Below are 15,599 nucleotides of genomic sequence, written 5' to 3'. Positions count from 1 at the left end.
TATGGGTGTAGGAATTAAAATTGATGACAAGGGATTGAAGCAGACAATTAAGAAACTCAGTGCATTTCCTAAAGAAATTCCTAAAGCTACGGTGGCTGCATTAAATAGAACAGCTACATTTGCTAATACAAAAATAAAAAAAGAGGTTACTAAAAAGTACTCTATTAAGTCAGGGGAAGTACAGCAAACATTGACAATGAAAAGAGCAACTACGCAAAACTTAACGACATATATAAGCAGTGAAGGTAGAAGATATACTCTAGCACATTTTGAAAGAAATCTAAAAAGTGCTGCTAAAAGAGGTGGGGGCGTTAAAGTTCAAGTTAAAAAAGGTGGAACTAAAACAGTTAATACACATCCAGGAGCATTTGTAGCATCTATGTCAGGGCCAAAGAAAAAACGTGGAGTAAAAAAGACAACAACATCAGGTATATTTTTGATTGCACAAAGAGTTGGCGTTGCAAGATATCCAATAAAAGTATTAAGAACTCTTTCAGTACCTCAAATGATATCTAGCAATGACATTAGCGAAAGAGTTTTAACGGAATCACAAAGTATGCTACAAAAAAGAATTGAACATGAAGTAGAATACAGGTTATCTAAACTCAATAAATCAGGAGGTTAATATGAATGACATAGAAGTGTTAAATATACTTGTTGAATTTTTTAAAAGCAATGTAGCCGCGCATTTTAAATTAAAGAAACCACCTGAAAATAATCAAGTTGAGGGTGAGTATGAGCTTGTAAATCCAGCAGTTTATAAAGGTTGGGTTCCACCCAAAAATTATTTAGAAGAGTATGGTTATGATGTGCCAGCTATAATTGTTATCTTAGATGATAGCATTGATGATAATCAAAGTGCAGATATATCGATAAGACTTAAAATAATAACCTATGATCCAGGAGAAATAAAAGAAGATGGTAAGATAATTCCTAATGTTTTAGGTTATGTAGATTTATTAAATGTGATAACTAAAATAAGGATGGAATTATCACAAAATCCAATAATTTTAGAAAAAGTTAATATTAATAAGCCTATAAAATGGAGCATGGACAAAGAACAAAGTTATCCTTATTGGAGTGCAGACTTGAGTTTCGATGTGTCCATAGCTCCATTAGCTTTTAATATAAATAATTTAAATTTTTTATAAGGTGGTGTTAAAAACATGGGATACAAACATGGTATTTATGGTGGGCTAATTTCTAGCACAGAAACTATAACGAACACTAAAAATGTTCCAGTATATGTTGGTGTTGCTCCAGTACACAGAGTAAGAGATAGAGTTGTTAATAAACCACAACTCATAAGAAGCCTGCAAGAAGCTGAAACAAAACTTGGGTATAAAGATAGTGATGATTTCGATGAATTTTCATTGTCTGCTGTGGTTTATGCTCACTTTCAAAATAAAATCAAAGCAATAGGCCCGATAGTAGTTATAAATGTATTAGATCCTTCAAAAGGAACAGCTAAAACAAATCAATCTGTAATTATAATAAATGGAGAAGGTGTTCTTGACGAACACATTGTTATTGATTCCGTGATAATTCAAGATAAAGTGTTGGGTGATGATTATACTCTTGAATATACTGATGAAGGATATTTAAAAATAAGAGGAGATGATCTAGGTGAAAGCGTAACAGTAAGTTATAAGAGTATGTTCCCAGAGGGGACAACTGAAACTGATATAATTGGTAGTTATAATAGTGGAACAGAAGAAAGGACAGGTATAAGAGCCATAGCAGATGTATATGAAGAATTAAATTTAGTACCGTCTCTTATAGCTTCACCAGGTTATAGTCAAATTCCGAAAGTAGAGCAAGCATTAGTTGCTTCAACAAGTAAGATTTCTGATAAGTGGGAGGCAATATGTTTTAATGACATAGATTCTGATGTAGCAACTACATTAGAACAGGCCTTAGTGTGGAAGAAAGAAAATAACTATAATTCCAATTATGAAAAACCTTGTTGGCCAAAAGGAATTGTTGCAGGAAAAGAAATATGGTTATCTATTTGTGCTATTGTAGCCAAATTACAGACTGACGTTAAAAATGAAAATATTCCTTTCGAAACTTCATCAAACAAAACAATTGATATAAGTGGTTTAGTTTCAAATGGACACAAAATAAAACTTAGTCAAAGCAGAGCTAATGAGTTAAATGAAAAAGGAGTTACAACTTCAATATATTCTGGTGGCAGATATGTTTTATGGGGGCCACATATGGGTAACTATGAATATGGAATTACAAATAAACCAGAAGAAATCTTTGATATTAATATAATGATGAATAAGCATCTTTTAAATGATTTTCAATTAAGAAATGGAGATATAATCGATTCGCCAATGACAAGGCATGACGTTGATGCTCTTATAAATTCAGAACAGATGATATTGAATGCATATGTTAGTAGCGGTAAATTGCTTTTTGGAGAAATCAGGTTTGATCAAGCAAATAATCCAATATCAGATATTATATCAGGAGATTTTACATTTAATACATTAGTAACTAATACCCCATTGGCTAAGTCAATTACTCAAATGGTTCAGTATACTTCAAAAGGTATTGAGAATATATACGGGGGTGATGAATAATGATATCAAATAAGGTTATAGATTATAGTGTTTATACTAGGGATAGTGGTAAAGCGACAAAAATGGGAGATACAACTTCAGTAACATTGCCTTCTGTTGAAATGCTAACAGATACGATAAAGGGTTCAGGGATAATTGGAGAAATAGATGTACCTACTTTGGGGCAAATTGGTTCAATGGAAACTGAATTAAGCCTTAGAGTCACCAATGAACAATATGGTACTTTGATTTCTACAAATGAATTAGAATATAGGTGGGTTACTGATGTACTTGATCCTTCAACTGGGAAAGTAGGTACCATTGCTCATAAAGCTTTCTTGAAAGTAATTACTAAGAAGTTTGATGAAGGAAAGCTTGAATCAGGTTCAGCACAGGATGGAAGTGTTTCATATGAAGTTACAGCATACAAGAGAATTGTGGCAGGCAAAGAAATATTGAATATTGATAAATTAAATGGAATCTATTCAATAAATGGTATAAATCAATTAGCAAATGTAACGACAAATCTTTAGAGAAATATAGAATATACAAGAAGATCAGAAAACTTTTTCTGGTCTTTTAATTTTAGGAGGAAAATTAATGAATGATAAAAAAACTGTTTTAGTTAAAGAAAGCATAGAGGAAAATATATTAATCTTAAAGAAACCAGTATTTATCGATGGGGAAGAGAAAACAAAAATTCCATACGATTTTGATAAATTAAGTGGGGAGAATATAGAAAATGTATTCAAAGCATCAACTAAGAGTGGTTATATGGTTTCTGCTTCTTATGAATTAGATCCAGTAATAGGAGCCAGAATGTTCGCAGAAGCAGCAGATCTTGACTATGCAGATGTAAAAAGATTTACAATGTCTGATTATAGCAAAGCAGCATCGGTTGCAAGAGATTTTTTTATACAAGGCTTGGCTGGAAACCAAGAAGAAAACAATTAAAAGAAATTGTAGCACAAATCACACTTGAAACATCTAATTCAAGAAAAGATTGTTATGAAATGCCTTTACTAGATTTATTCGAGTATTATGAAGCTTTAGCTGATGAATCAGATAGAAGAAATGAAGAATACAAGAAAATGTCTGATAAGGGAAAGAGGTGATGTTATGGCTACAACCATGCAAACTAACATTGCAATTGGTGGAATACTAAGTCCAAGCCTACAAAAGGTATTTTCATCGGTTTCTCAATACGCAAGCAAGACATCAGCAACGCTTGCTCAAGTAAATTCTAAGACAGCAGCCGTTTCTAGTTATGCTGGTCAACAATTTAGCAATACTCAGGCAAAAATAAAAGCAGCACTTGTTACTGGTGGTATTGCAGCAGCAGGAACTAAAATAGGTGGAGTTATGTTAGATCAGGCTTCAAGCCTAGAGCAGTATAGAAATACTTTAAATATTGTAATGAAAGACAATACTAAAGCAGCACAAACTTTTGCATGGGCGAATGAGTATGCTAATAAAACTCCTTTTGAAACAGGAGAAATAGTCGATGCAACTGTTAAGCTTACAAGTTATGGACTTGAAGCTCAGAAGGTATTACCACTAACTGGGGATATGGCAGCTGCCATGGGAAAATCAATAGATCAAGCAACAGAAGCTGTTGCCGATGCTCAAACTGGAGAGCTTGAAAGACTAAAGGAATTTGGTATAACAAAAGATATGATAGTGGCCCAAGGTGCAAAAAATTTAGCGGGAATAGAAATTGTTAATAATAAAGGACAAATTACAAATCAGAAAGCTTTTAATGCTACTTTATTTTCACTTATGAAGGAGAGATATTCAGGAGCTATGGATATTCAATCTAAAACGTATGGTGGATTGATGTCGACTGTATCTGGAATTGCTAAAAGTGGACTTTCTAGAATTGCTGGTATAAGTGAAACAGGTGAAATAATAGATGGGTCAGCTTTTGATGTATTAAAAGAAAAGCTCACTGGATTTACAGATAAATTAACACAGATGCAAGCAGATGGGACTTTTGATATTATGGCAGATAAATTCACAGGATTTGTCCAGAATGTTGTTGAAGGTGCTGATTTTGTATGGCCTAAAATACAAAGTCTTTTTAATTATGTCCAAGAGAATGGGCCACAAATAATGCAGATAGCACAATTTATTGGGAGAGCTTTTATAGGATGGAAAGTTATAAGCACAGTAAGTTCAGGAATTCAAGCTATTAGCAGTGTTCATAAGTCATTACTTATACTTAAATCAGGATATACTGCTTTAAGCATTGCTAAAGCAAAGGATAAACTTGAGACGTTATATCTTAATGCACTCTATGCAAAAGATGCAATAGTAAAAGGGGCATCTACAGTAGCTACAGGAGCACAGACAGCAGCACAATGGGCATTAAATGCCGCAATGAGTGCAAATCCTATAACTTTATTTATCATAGGTATAGTAGCATTAATTGCAATATTCGTATTGCTTTGGAATAAATGTGAAGGTTTTAGAAATTTCTTTATTTATATGTGGCAAAGTATAAAATCAGGGATACAATCTTTTGGTATATGGCTTACTACAGCTATGCAAACTGATTGGACTACATCTTTTGGAGCATTAGGAGCAATATTAAATAGTTTCTTCTTTATTATTGGTGGTATATGGAATTCTATTAAATTAGTATTTAGTGGAGTTATTGATTTTGTAAGTGGAGTATTTGCAGGAGATTGGTCATTAGCTTGGTCTGGAATAATTCAAATATTCTCAGGTTTAATGAACGGAATAGGAACTGTAATGAAAGCTCCACTTAACGCAGTTATAGGTCTAATAAATGCAGCAATAAGTTCAATTAATAGCAATATTCAAATTGATGTTCCCGATTGGATACCAGGAATGGGAGGAAAACATTTTGGAGTTAATATCCCTACTATTCCAATGTTTGCAAAGGGTGGTTTTACAAATGTTCCTTCTATTTTCGGTGAAGCAGGCCCAGAAGCTGCAATTCCACTTAAAAGGAATAATCCAAGAAGTATATCGTTACTGGAGAAAACAGCAGCCACTATTGGATGGGATGGCAACAAAAGTAATAGTTCTCCAACATTTATTTTTTCACCTCAAATATCAGGTAGTGTTGATGTTGAAACAATTAACCAATTAAAACAAAGTTTTGAAGAATTTAAAGCCATGGTTCGAGAAGTATTAAATGATGAAGAGAGGGTTGCTTTTGGCTAGAATATATTCAATATATACAACAAATGAGGGTGATACTTTTGACAGTATTGCTCTTGATTTTTATGGAGAAGAGAAATATTCCGTATTCATTATGCAACTTAACCCAGATCTAATAAGCACTTTGATTTTTGAGTATGGAGTAAAAATTAAGATACCTGAAATAAATATTAAAAATACTTCAACACTTCCACCATGGAAAAGGTAGGTGGTCAATATTAAAGTTGTCTATGAAGGTACTGAAATTAATCTTCAAGTATCGGGTTGTAGAATTAATGATAGCATGGGAGGCAAGGCTGATAGTCTTGCCATTTCATTTGCAGATATAAAGAATGAATGTAGAAAATGGGATTTTACTAAAAATCATACAATAGAAATTATAGAAGATCCATTTAGCACAGGAATTATGTATGTTGATGGTTTTGGATGTAGCAATGGTTCTTATGATGTTAATGCTATTTCAATAAAGAAAAGCTTCAAAACAAAAAAGACACGAACCTGGGAAAATGTAAAATTCTTAGATTTAGCAAAAGATCTTACTGAAGAACTGGGAATAAAATTAGAGACCTATGGAGTTAATGAATTTCAATATTTAAGAGTAGACCAAGTTCAAAAAAATAATATAGAATTCTTAAACTATAGGTGTATGGTCGAAGGATATAATTTAAAAATTAGCAATGGAAAAGCATTAATTGTTTCAGAAGAATTTTTGAAAAAACAAAAGGAGGTTTTAGTATTAGATCCATCTTTTTTTATAGGTAAATATGATTTTAAATGTACATCAAATAATATATATGGTGGTTGTGAAATAATTTCATTTTCTAAAACACTTATAAAAGGCAGCTATATATCAGATAAATCAAATGGAGATATAATCAAAATCACAGATATGCCTATTAGCTCTATAGGTGAAGCAAATAGATTTGCAAAGAATATTATAAATTCATTGAATAAAAATGAAACGGTAGGTATATTCACTATAAATAAAAATACATCAATTGCAGCAGGAAATGTAATCAAAATTGAAAGCTTGGATAGTTTTAATGGAAAGTACATTATTGAAAATATCATTCATGATTTAATAGCTGGTAAATCAAGAGTATCAGTTAGAAAAATATCGGAGGTATATTGATGAATAGAAAAGGGATTGTGTCTACAATTGGCACAACCACTGCAAGAGTAAAGTTCCCAGAATTAGATGACAGTGTTTCATATGAATTACAAATAGCAAGCCACGTAAATATGATTGATTTTAATGTAGGTGAAGAAGTTTTAGTTTGTTTTTATAATAATGATTTAAAAAGTGGTGTTATTATGGCAAGAATGAGGTGATTAAATGTCGTTAGGTAGTTTTAGTAATAAGTTTTTTGAAGTAAGTCAAAATAAGATATATACATTTGATGAATTCACTAGAGATATTTCACTTAATGTAGAAGATCAAGAAGTTGAAGGGAGTAAACCTTCAACCTATATAAAAGGGATAAATCTTGAACCTGTAAGTATCAATGTTAAATTAAGACAATCTAATACTATTGATGTTGAAACAGAAATTAATGATTGGAAGATCATTTGTGAAGCAGGAATTCCATATATGCTTTTTCTTGGAGATAAGCCTGTTTCAAGTAATCAATTTCTATTAACTGGTGTTAGTTTGACTGATAATAATTATGTGTCACCTGGAAAACTAGTTAAAAGTACAATGAAATTAACTTTTAAAGAATACGTAAGAGCAGGCGTTAAAAAAGAAGAAGGAACTTCAAGTACAACAAAAAAGGCTAAGACATCAAATAAAAAAAGTAGTTCTTCAACTAGTGAAATGTCAGATGAAGATAGTGCAAAAGTTGATGATTTAGAAAGTGAAATTTTCGGAGGATAACTATGGAGTATACAGTGGATTCAAATAATACAGGGTTAATTAATTGGAATGCTAAAGGAGATGAAAGAATACTCCAAAACATTAATAATATCCTTAGTACAATCAAATATGAAGTGCCTTATGATCGTCTAATGGGTAGGAATCCTAAAAATTTGGATGGAGTTTTTGAGAAAAATAAAGCAGCTCTTATTGAAGAAACTTATGATCTAATAAATAGCTATGAGACAAGGGCAAATGTTAAAAGCGTAGAAATTGAATATAAGCAAAGTGAAGATAATGAAAATATTAAAATTCCAATAATAAAGGTGGTGGTGACAATTGATTAACTTTGTAGACATTAATCCTGAGACTATATTTAATGACATGTTAAATACTGTTGAAACAGAATTGGGACAGACATTACATGATGGTGATGAAAGAAAGCTTTTTTTGAGATCATTAATGCCAATAGTTGTAGGGATGGCAAATAAAATCAATGATACTGCAAATCAAAATTTATTAAAGAGTGCAAGAGATGAAAAGCTTGATGCCATTGCTAAAGATTATCATAGTACAAGTAGATTACAAGCAACATATTCATTTTGTAGTGGAAAGGTAAAGTTATCTACTGCTCAAAATGAGGATATTCTTATAAAAGCTGGAACAAAAGTAACCCCAGATGGAATGACAATGTTTAAGATTAGGGATGATGTCATTGTTCTTAAAGGGACTTTGGAAGCAAATATTATTCTTATAGCTGCATCAACTGGTGAAAAATATAATGGATTTGAAATAGGTAAAATTAATCATATTGTTGATCCTATAGCCTATGTATCAGAAATATATAATACTGAAGTATCTAAGTCAGGCTCAGATATTGAAGATGATAAATCATACAGGGAAAGATCCAGGTTATCAATGGAAAGTAAAAGCACAGCAGGCCCAGATGGAGCTTATGAATATTTTGCATATTCAGCTGACAATTCTATTTCAGGAATCAAAGTAACATCACCAACTCCAGGAGTGGTTAAGATATTTGTTGTAGTAGATGATGGGGAAATACCTTCGCAAGAGATATTAGATAAGGTATATGAGCAATGTTCACCTAAAGATAGAAGACCACTTACAGATAAAGTTGAAGTAGGAACTCCAACAGTTAGTAATTATGATATTGAATTGACGTATTACTTAGACAAAAACTTTGTAACTAGCGAAGGTAAATGGAGAAAAGCTATTGAAGGAGATAATCTAGATTTTAGTAATGGAGCTATAAGAGAATTTATTAAATGGCAGCAAAGTGAAATAGGTAAATCAATAAATCCAGACGAATTAAAATATCAGATTCAAAATTCAGCAACATATGAAGTTAATGATAGAAAAATTTCAGGAGTGAGGCGAATTGAAGTTACTTCACCAGTGCACAAAGTCATAGAAGAAGATGAAATTGCAAAAGTTGAAAATATAAGAGTGACTTATGGGGGAATGGAGTAATGGAACTTAGTAATATTGATTTATTGAGTTTACAAACTTCATATCTTCAGCAAGATCCATTTGTAAAAGCTCTATGTAAAGCTCTTGGTCCTTATTTTAAAAGTATAGATCAAGATATAAGATTGACATATATTTATGGAAGAGTTAATGAATTGGATGAAGAAACTGTTGATTCATTAGCCTGGCAATTTCATGTAGATTTTTATGATTATACTTTACCATTACAGAAGAAACAAGAGCTTGTTCGGAATGCATTAAGATTCCATAGAATAAAAGGTACTCCACAAGCAGTAATTGATGCAGCAACAACAGTATTTGGCAGAACAAAATTAAGAGAATGGTTTGAATATGATGCAGATCCTTTTTATTTTAGTTTGGATGTTGATGTAACACAAACAGGAGCATCACCAGAAGAGTTAAAAAAATTAGATACTTTAATAAATGCATATAAAAATAAACGTTCATGGATTGACGTATTAAATATATTTTTTACTACAGAAGGAACTATAAATATTGGAGTTATAACAATTGTTGGTGAAGAAATAATTGTTTATCCCTGGACTCCAAAAGATATTGATACCAAAATAAATCTTACAATTCCAATGGCTCAAAGTTCGGGGAATGAGAGTATAACAACATATCCCAAGGAGGCGATTTAATGGCAGAGACATATTATTCTATTTTAACTAGCATAGGTAAAGCACAAATAGCAAATGGCATAGGACTTGGAACAAAGGTTGATTTTATAAAAATGAAAGTTGGAGACGGTAATGGAACATACTATAATCCAACAGAATCCCAATTAGATTTAGTTCATACAGTATGGGAAGGCCCTATAGGCCATGTTGCAGTAGATGAAGATAATCCTAATTGGCTCAATATAGAAGTACTAATTCCACCTGATGTTGGTGGATTCATGATCAGAGAATATGCTGTATTTGATGCAAATAATAATATGCTAGCCATAGCAAAATGTGCTGAGACCTATAAACCATTGCCATCAGATGGAAGCACAAAAGAAATAAACATGAAAATGGTACTAGCAGTTTCAAATACTTCAAGCATTACGTTGAAAATAGATCCATCAATACTTTTTGCTAAGAAAAGTGAAGTTATATTGGTTGATAATAAGATAGGAAATTTAAGTGATTTAAAAACTACAAATAAGACAAATATAGTTGATTCTATTAATGAAATTGTTGCGCAATCGTCAGACATGATGTACCAAGTAGCCGGAGGAACTGGAACAGCTTTAACATTAACTATTAATGGAACGTTGAAAACCGGATATCCAGTAACGTTTATTGCAAGTGCGAATAATGGTGGAGCTGCTACAACAATAAATGGTAAGAAGTTATATAAACCAGCAACAACAAATACACCAACGCTCATGGTAGGAAAGGCTTATACAATTTGGTATAACACTTCTGGAGATAATGGTAATGGTTGTTTTTTTATCAAAGCTAGTGCAGAAGGAAATGTACTAGCAAGTCAAGTATTAAAGGATAAAACATTTAGCAACGATACTGATACTGGATTGATTGGAACTCTTGATTTATCTCTATTAATAAGTAGTAATATAAAAGCTGGTATTACTATAAACGGAATAACAGGAGCTACAAATGTAGTAGATACAAGCGCTGGTGATGCAACTGCAGTACAAATATTAGCTGGTAAAAAAGCTTATGTAGATGGAGCGTTAGTGACTGGTACTGCTACTAATAAGGCAACAACAACAATTACACCTTCAACATCAAATCAAACAATAGCAGCTAATACTTTATGTACAGGTATACAAACAATATTAGGAGATGCTGATTTAATAGCGGCTAATATTGTAAGCGGCAAAGATATATTTGGAGTTGCTGGAACTGCTACTGTAGCAAGTTTAGGTGGAAAAAAGTATGCTAGTGGGGGAGTTGGTGCAGCTGCAGCTTCTTATACCACTATTTCGTTGCCATTTACACCCAGTATAGTCGTTATATATCAAGATAGTGCACCAACTGTTATATATTCATATATACAGTTATTTTCAAATAATTTTTATAAATATGGTACTAACACTATTTATACAGGAGGTTTAGAGGTAGTTACAAATGGAATTAAAATTTGGAATGGGATTCCTAATGCTGTTGTAAATTGGACATATTATGCATGGGAATAAACAAATTTGAAAGGAATGATAATAAATGAAAACATTAATAATTTATGATAACACAGGGTATATACTTTTAACTTATAATGACACCTATAGAAAACCACAAGGTGGAGTGCAATATTTAGAAGTAGAAATCCCAACAGGAAAAAGAGTAGTAAGTATAGATGTTATCCAAACTCCAAGTGTACCAATATATGAAGACATTCCATTAACTGAAACAGAATTGCTTAAACAAAAAGTAGCTGAACAAGAACTTGCAATATTAGAATTAGCTTCACTTGTAGGAGGTACAGTATAATGGTTGCAATATATGTAAGAAGAATAAATGAGGGATTAATGACTATTGATGAAGTTCCTTTGAGATGGAACGCATTAGTTATAGCAAAATTAGCTGAATAACATACGTCATAGGAAAATTTGATGAAGTTAAATATAAAAAAGTTTTTAAAAAACTGAATAATGATATATTTAAGAAATATGATATAATTTATACATTATGGTAAATAATTACGAACTGTAGTAGAAATATGCCGGGGGGATACAAACATGAAGAAAAATAAATTATTAAAAACATTAGCGTTAACATTAGCTATATCAAGCTTAGGCGTTTTAGTACCTAATAGTCTATCAACGACTGCATATGCAGAAGGACAAGCATATTGGCAACAAATTAATAATAGTTGGTACTACATGGACAGTACAGGCAAGGCACGGACTGGATGGGTACAAGACAATGGATATTGGTATTATATAGGTAGTGATGGAGTCATGAAAACTGGATGGATTCAAGATGATGGTAATTGGTACTATCTTTGGTCAAATGGACAAATGGCTACAAACACAAAAATAGGTGGATATTACGTAAATTCTAGTGGCGCTTGGACAACAAGTATAGTTTCTAATTCTTCAGATAATGTGCTTAAACCTCAAGATGCAGATGGACAACATTACCGTAGAATAGATATTTCACAAAGTCAAAGAGATGTAACTGCATCAAATCAATTGACTAATTATAATGTAGATATGAGTTCTGAGGGACTAAGACGTATGAAAATTCTTTCTATAAATTTAGCACAAAGTAAAACAACTATAGATGAAGCTAGAAGTAATTGTATTGGAAAAGTTGTTGATGGCAAATATAAAATTACTGACATTAAATTTTTTGACCAATCTTTTTTTATTGTTAATACAGGTTCAGATGCTGACAAGAAAGTAAAAGCTATTCAAAATAGTAGTTTGGTTACTTACAAATCATCAAGTTCTTATAAATATGATGAATTCTTAGTTTTTTCTTGTGGGAATGCAAGAGCAGCTGAATGGGAAGCAATAAGAGTAGTTGTAGAGTTTGAGGCAGTATAAAATGAAGAAAATTCTAAAGGGATTAACTAAAGGTGTTAGAGTAGTTAAAAGAAGCTCACATCTTTCATATATTATAAATTAAAAAAATATTAAACTGAAATATCGCATTATTCGGAAATGAATTTGCGATTTTTTTGTTAAACAATAGGAAGAAAGGGCAAAGAATTAAATAAAAAATATAAGCAATAGATAAGCACCAATAAGGTGTTTTTTTTGTTGCTTATTTTTATACAAAGTATGAAGTGAGGTAGGCGAAAAATGAATGCAGAGGTAATGGAAGATAAGATTTTAGTGCATGATAAAAAACTAGAAAAACATGATGAAAGATTAGATAAAATTGAACAAGACAATGCTAGTTTTAGAGCAGAATTGAAAAGTCTATGTGATAACTTAAAAGCCTTAACAAGTGTGCTAAAAGGTCTTATAGGACTTGGAGCAACAACGTTAGTAGGCTTTTTTGTTTATACAATAGAAAATTTAATAAAATAATTGGAGGAATGTAAAAATGAAAGAATTAATATGGGAATACAGATATGTAATATTATTAGTTGTGGCTTCTGGAGTATATACTATTTTAGAGTGGAGCAGCGTAAAAGGGAAAATATTAAATGCTATAGTTGCTGCTAAAGACTTGGCTAAAGATAAGGTTTTGCATGGTGGAAAGGCCCAAGAAGATTGGGTAGTTAGTAGAGTTTATATGATATTGCCTATTAGAATCAAATTATTATTATCAGAAGAATTACTAAGGAAAATAATTAAATATTTATATCAAAAATCTATGGATCTAATTGATGACGGTAAAGTTAATAATTCTTATATTGAAGAAGACGAAAAAGAGTGAATAGAAGAATAATTGTGGAGTAGCCTTTAAAGTTACTCTTTCATATTATGTAGTATAAAACAAGGAAGAAGGAGTGTTATTATGTCACAATGGAAATGGTGTTTAACAGACAATAACGGAAAAGTAATTAAAGGCTGGTATAAAGATAAAGGGAAATGGTATCACTTAGATGAAAATAGTGGAATAATGAATACTGGATGGTTTCAAGATAAAGATAAAAGATGGTATTATCTAGATGAAACTAATGGAAATATGAAAACAGGATGGCTACAATTAAAGAATATATGGTACTATTTAGAGCCTTCTAGCACTGGTTATATGGGGTCTATGTATTGTAATGGAAATTATACTATAGGTGGTAAATCATATAGTTTTAATAGTTCTGGAGCATGGATTGAAGATAGTTTGGTATCTCAACAATGCATTGATTTTATAAAGTCATGGGAAGGCTTTTCAGCTACTCCATACAAAGATGAAGTGGGTGTTTGGACTCTTGGTTATGGAATGACGGGAGAAGAAATACAAGGCATTTCAGAGGTTACAGAAATCCAAGCAACATCTATGTTGAAAGATTGGATTAACAATAAATATGCACCTATTATTAAGGCTGATTTGGATTCTAAGGGCATGACACTAAAACAAAATGAATTTGATGCGTTAGTAAGTTTTGCATATAATTGTGGCACCGCTGGACTATTAGGCTCAACATTATATAAAAATATAATTGCTGGAGTTAGAGATTCAGCTACTATACTTTCTAATTTCCAAGCGTGGTCTAATGGTGGAGGGATGAGAATAGAAGGATTATATAGAAGAAGAACAAAAGAAGATGCAATGTTTTTTAATGCAGACTACACAGGCAATAATTAAAATTAAATATTAAAGTTTTAAGGGCAGTATAGAGATTAGTTTTTCTATGTTGCCCTTTATTTCTATATATTTATTTTATATATTTTGTTTTATGTGTTCAAAACAAGCTGTAATGCGACATCACAAAAATCAAAGGAGTGAATTTTTATGTTTTTTACAGTTTTATATATTTTATTAAACTGTATATAATGATTCCTTATAGGATATATATATAATATAATCCTATAAGTATTTAACTTATCTCCTAGTACGTGCGATAATAGCTAATACAACAAAAGCTAATGCAACTATGAAATAAATTAAAGGTTCATTACTTAAAAACATAAAAGTTTCACCCCTTATATATAATATTTAATTTTTAGTTTAATTCTTTAATATTATATAATAAATGAATTTTGTATGCAACCTAAAATATGAAATATGATATAATACGTGTGGCTAAATTGCACTTTAGCTACGTAATTTTAAGGGTATGGGAGTTAATCCTGTACTCCTTATTTTTTTGTCTAAAAATAAGGGGGATTGAATAATATAGATTTAAGGTAGTGAATTAATTTCTGAATATTTTTAATATAAAAACTTTTATATTTTGTATTGTAAAAATATAACTAATGCAATATAATGGAAAACGTTGGTGAAAAAACATATCAGTAGATAAGGAGCAAATTATGGAGGAATTAAGAGAAAAATTAATCAAACTTATAAATGAAAAAGGACTGTTGAATGAAAAAACAATATTAGTTAGTCAAGAATTGGACAAGCTTATTGTTCATTATTATAAAAGTAATTTCAATTTAGGTGTTGAATAAAGTCTGTAGGAGCATTTTATTGTTGAATTATATTGAATAAGTGTCTATAATAATTTAATATAATTTTATAGAAGATAAATAGGCCAAACAGCCTTGGAAAGTCATATAAAAGAGTAAGTTTAAATTTAGGATATGGGATACTATACCCTTTATTTATTTTGCAAATTATATTATAATCTCTTATAAAGAGGTGAAGTTATAAAATGGAATTAATAGCAGCAATATCAAAAACAGGGTCTCAAATTATACGTTTTGTAATAGTTTGTACTGGTTTAATATATATGTTTAAAAATTTTTTCAATTAATTTTCATATTTTAAGGGTAGCAAACAGGAGAAATCTTGTTTTATACCCTCATTTTTTATTTTGTGGAAAACTTGTCCAAATTGTAGTATTATGTAAATATAACCAAATAAAAAGAACTCATATATGAGAGTGCAATCTTGTGAGTTCAGTCT

General features: G+C 31.1%; 19 protein-coding genes and 2 pseudogenes. All 21 read left to right on the top strand.

Features of this window, described 5'->3' with window-relative positions:
- The first annotated feature begins 1 nt into the window (after nucleotide 1).
- The 21 genes and pseudogenes from DIC82_14935 (at nucleotide 2) to DIC82_14835 (ending at nucleotide 15,142) form a co-directional block, all read left to right on the top strand.
- A complete protein-coding gene (locus tag DIC82_14935; protein AWK52212.1) occupies nucleotides 2-625 on the top strand; it encodes a hypothetical protein in 624 nt (207 codons plus the stop codon).
- A gap of 1 nt (nucleotide 626) precedes the next feature.
- Nucleotides 627-1,151: a hypothetical protein gene (locus tag DIC82_14930; protein AWK52211.1), complete on the top strand. Its 525-nt coding sequence runs from the start codon at nucleotides 627-629 to the stop codon at nucleotides 1,149-1,151.
- A gap of 15 nt (nucleotides 1,152-1,166) precedes the next feature.
- Nucleotides 1,167-2,591, top strand: a complete 1,425-nt coding sequence (locus tag DIC82_14925; GenBank protein ID AWK52210.1) for a hypothetical protein — start codon at nucleotides 1,167-1,169, stop codon at nucleotides 2,589-2,591.
- The gene (locus tag DIC82_14920) at nucleotides 2,591-3,103 is read left to right on the top strand and encodes a phage tail protein (GenBank protein ID AWK52209.1); all 513 of its coding nucleotides are present in this window, start codon (nucleotides 2,591-2,593) and stop codon (nucleotides 3,101-3,103) included. The genes DIC82_14925 and DIC82_14920 overlap by 1 nt, the downstream gene beginning before the upstream one ends.
- Before the next feature lie 103 nt (nucleotides 3,104-3,206).
- Entirely contained in the window at nucleotides 3,207-3,524 is a 318-nt protein-coding gene (locus tag DIC82_14915; protein ID AWK53103.1) for a hypothetical protein, read from the top strand.
- A gap of 165 nt (nucleotides 3,525-3,689) precedes the next feature.
- On the top strand, nucleotides 3,690-5,762 hold the full coding sequence (locus tag DIC82_14910; protein AWK52208.1) for a hypothetical protein: 2,073 nt from the start codon (nucleotides 3,690-3,692) through the stop codon (nucleotides 5,760-5,762).
- Nucleotides 5,737-5,967, top strand: coding sequence for a hypothetical protein (locus tag DIC82_14905; protein AWK52207.1), 231 nt, complete (start codon nucleotides 5,737-5,739; stop codon nucleotides 5,965-5,967). The genes DIC82_14910 and DIC82_14905 overlap by 26 nt, the downstream gene beginning before the upstream one ends.
- A gap of 75 nt (nucleotides 5,968-6,042) precedes the next feature.
- Nucleotides 6,043-6,891 (top strand): hypothetical protein, encoded by an 849-nt coding sequence (locus tag DIC82_14900; GenBank protein AWK53102.1) that lies wholly within the window; start codon nucleotides 6,043-6,045, stop codon nucleotides 6,889-6,891.
- Nucleotides 6,891-7,091, top strand: coding sequence for a hypothetical protein (locus DIC82_14895; GenBank protein ID AWK52206.1), 201 nt, complete (start codon nucleotides 6,891-6,893; stop codon nucleotides 7,089-7,091). Before DIC82_14900 ends, DIC82_14895 begins: the two co-directional genes overlap by 1 nt.
- A 4-nt stretch (nucleotides 7,092-7,095) precedes the next feature.
- Nucleotides 7,096-7,635, top strand: a complete 540-nt coding sequence (locus DIC82_14890) for a hypothetical protein (protein AWK52205.1) — start codon at nucleotides 7,096-7,098, stop codon at nucleotides 7,633-7,635.
- Between the two features lie 2 nt (nucleotides 7,636-7,637).
- Nucleotides 7,638-7,961: a hypothetical protein gene (locus DIC82_14885; GenBank protein AWK52204.1), complete on the top strand. Its 324-nt coding sequence runs from the start codon at nucleotides 7,638-7,640 to the stop codon at nucleotides 7,959-7,961.
- Entirely contained in the window at nucleotides 7,954-9,105 is a 1,152-nt protein-coding gene (locus tag DIC82_14880) for a hypothetical protein (protein ID AWK52203.1), read from the top strand. The genes DIC82_14885 and DIC82_14880 overlap by 8 nt, the downstream gene beginning before the upstream one ends.
- Nucleotides 9,105-9,764 (top strand): phage tail protein I, encoded by a 660-nt coding sequence (locus DIC82_14875; protein ID AWK52202.1) that lies wholly within the window; start codon nucleotides 9,105-9,107, stop codon nucleotides 9,762-9,764. Before DIC82_14880 ends, DIC82_14875 begins: the two co-directional genes overlap by 1 nt.
- A pseudogene (locus DIC82_14870) lies at nucleotides 9,764-10,249 on the top strand (phage tail protein). Before DIC82_14875 ends, DIC82_14870 begins: the two are co-directional and overlap by 1 nt.
- Nucleotides 10,250-10,315: 66 nt before the next feature.
- A pseudogene (locus tag DIC82_14865) lies at nucleotides 10,316-10,744 on the top strand (hypothetical protein).
- 550 nt (nucleotides 10,745-11,294) lie between these two features.
- Nucleotides 11,295-11,561, top strand: coding sequence for a hypothetical protein (locus DIC82_14860; GenBank protein ID AWK52201.1), 267 nt, complete (start codon nucleotides 11,295-11,297; stop codon nucleotides 11,559-11,561).
- 248 nt (nucleotides 11,562-11,809) lie between these two features.
- Nucleotides 11,810-12,622, top strand: coding sequence for a hypothetical protein (locus DIC82_14855; GenBank protein AWK52200.1), 813 nt, complete (start codon nucleotides 11,810-11,812; stop codon nucleotides 12,620-12,622).
- Between the two features lie 258 nt (nucleotides 12,623-12,880).
- Nucleotides 12,881-13,111, top strand: a complete 231-nt coding sequence (locus DIC82_14850) for a hypothetical protein (protein AWK52199.1) — start codon at nucleotides 12,881-12,883, stop codon at nucleotides 13,109-13,111.
- Nucleotides 13,112-13,127: 16 nt separating this feature from the next.
- Nucleotides 13,128-13,463, top strand: a complete 336-nt coding sequence (locus tag DIC82_14845) for a hypothetical protein (GenBank protein AWK52198.1) — start codon at nucleotides 13,128-13,130, stop codon at nucleotides 13,461-13,463.
- A gap of 81 nt (nucleotides 13,464-13,544) precedes the next feature.
- Nucleotides 13,545-14,333 carry a cell wall-binding protein gene (locus DIC82_14840; GenBank protein ID AWK52197.1) on the top strand — a complete coding sequence of 263 codons (789 nt, stop codon included), beginning with the start codon at nucleotides 13,545-13,547 and terminating at the stop codon, nucleotides 14,331-14,333.
- Between the two features lie 668 nt (nucleotides 14,334-15,001).
- Nucleotides 15,002-15,142, top strand: a complete 141-nt coding sequence (locus tag DIC82_14835) for a sporulation protein Spo0E (protein AWK52196.1) — start codon at nucleotides 15,002-15,004, stop codon at nucleotides 15,140-15,142.
- The last annotated feature ends 457 nt before the right edge of the window (nucleotides 15,143-15,599 follow it).

Source organism: Clostridium beijerinckii, from assembly GCA_003129525.1.
In the GTDB taxonomy this organism is placed as follows: Bacteria; Bacillota; Clostridia; order Clostridiales; family Clostridiaceae; genus Clostridium; species Clostridium beijerinckii_D.
The sequence above is the reverse complement of the archived record's forward strand: the minus strand, read 5'-3'. Positions and strand labels throughout refer to the sequence as shown.

Coding starts and splice junctions, on each gene's coding strand:
- DIC82_14935 (AWK52212.1), top strand. CDS start 2: ATGGGTGTAGGAATTAAAATTGATGACAAGGGATTGAAGCAGACAATT.
- DIC82_14930 (AWK52211.1), top strand. CDS start 627: ATGAATGACATAGAAGTGTTAAATATACTTGTTGAATTTTTTAAAAGC.
- DIC82_14925 (AWK52210.1), top strand. CDS start 1,167: ATGGGATACAAACATGGTATTTATGGTGGGCTAATTTCTAGCACAGAA.
- DIC82_14920 (AWK52209.1), top strand. CDS start 2,591: ATGATATCAAATAAGGTTATAGATTATAGTGTTTATACTAGGGATAGT.
- DIC82_14910 (AWK52208.1), top strand. CDS start 3,690: ATGGCTACAACCATGCAAACTAACATTGCAATTGGTGGAATACTAAGT.
- DIC82_14905 (AWK52207.1), top strand. CDS start 5,737: ATGAAGAGAGGGTTGCTTTTGGCTAGAATATATTCAATATATACAACA.
- DIC82_14900 (AWK53102.1), top strand. CDS start 6,043: ATGGGAGGCAAGGCTGATAGTCTTGCCATTTCATTTGCAGATATAAAG.
- DIC82_14895 (AWK52206.1), top strand. CDS start 6,891: ATGAATAGAAAAGGGATTGTGTCTACAATTGGCACAACCACTGCAAGA.
- DIC82_14890 (AWK52205.1), top strand. CDS start 7,096: ATGTCGTTAGGTAGTTTTAGTAATAAGTTTTTTGAAGTAAGTCAAAAT.
- DIC82_14885 (AWK52204.1), top strand. CDS start 7,638: ATGGAGTATACAGTGGATTCAAATAATACAGGGTTAATTAATTGGAAT.
- DIC82_14875 (AWK52202.1), top strand. CDS start 9,105: ATGGAACTTAGTAATATTGATTTATTGAGTTTACAAACTTCATATCTT.
- DIC82_14860 (AWK52201.1), top strand. CDS start 11,295: ATGAAAACATTAATAATTTATGATAACACAGGGTATATACTTTTAACT.
- DIC82_14855 (AWK52200.1), top strand. CDS start 11,810: ATGAAGAAAAATAAATTATTAAAAACATTAGCGTTAACATTAGCTATA.
- DIC82_14850 (AWK52199.1), top strand. CDS start 12,881: ATGAATGCAGAGGTAATGGAAGATAAGATTTTAGTGCATGATAAAAAA.
- DIC82_14845 (AWK52198.1), top strand. CDS start 13,128: ATGAAAGAATTAATATGGGAATACAGATATGTAATATTATTAGTTGTG.
- DIC82_14840 (AWK52197.1), top strand. CDS start 13,545: ATGTCACAATGGAAATGGTGTTTAACAGACAATAACGGAAAAGTAATT.
- DIC82_14835 (AWK52196.1), top strand. CDS start 15,002: ATGGAGGAATTAAGAGAAAAATTAATCAAACTTATAAATGAAAAAGGA.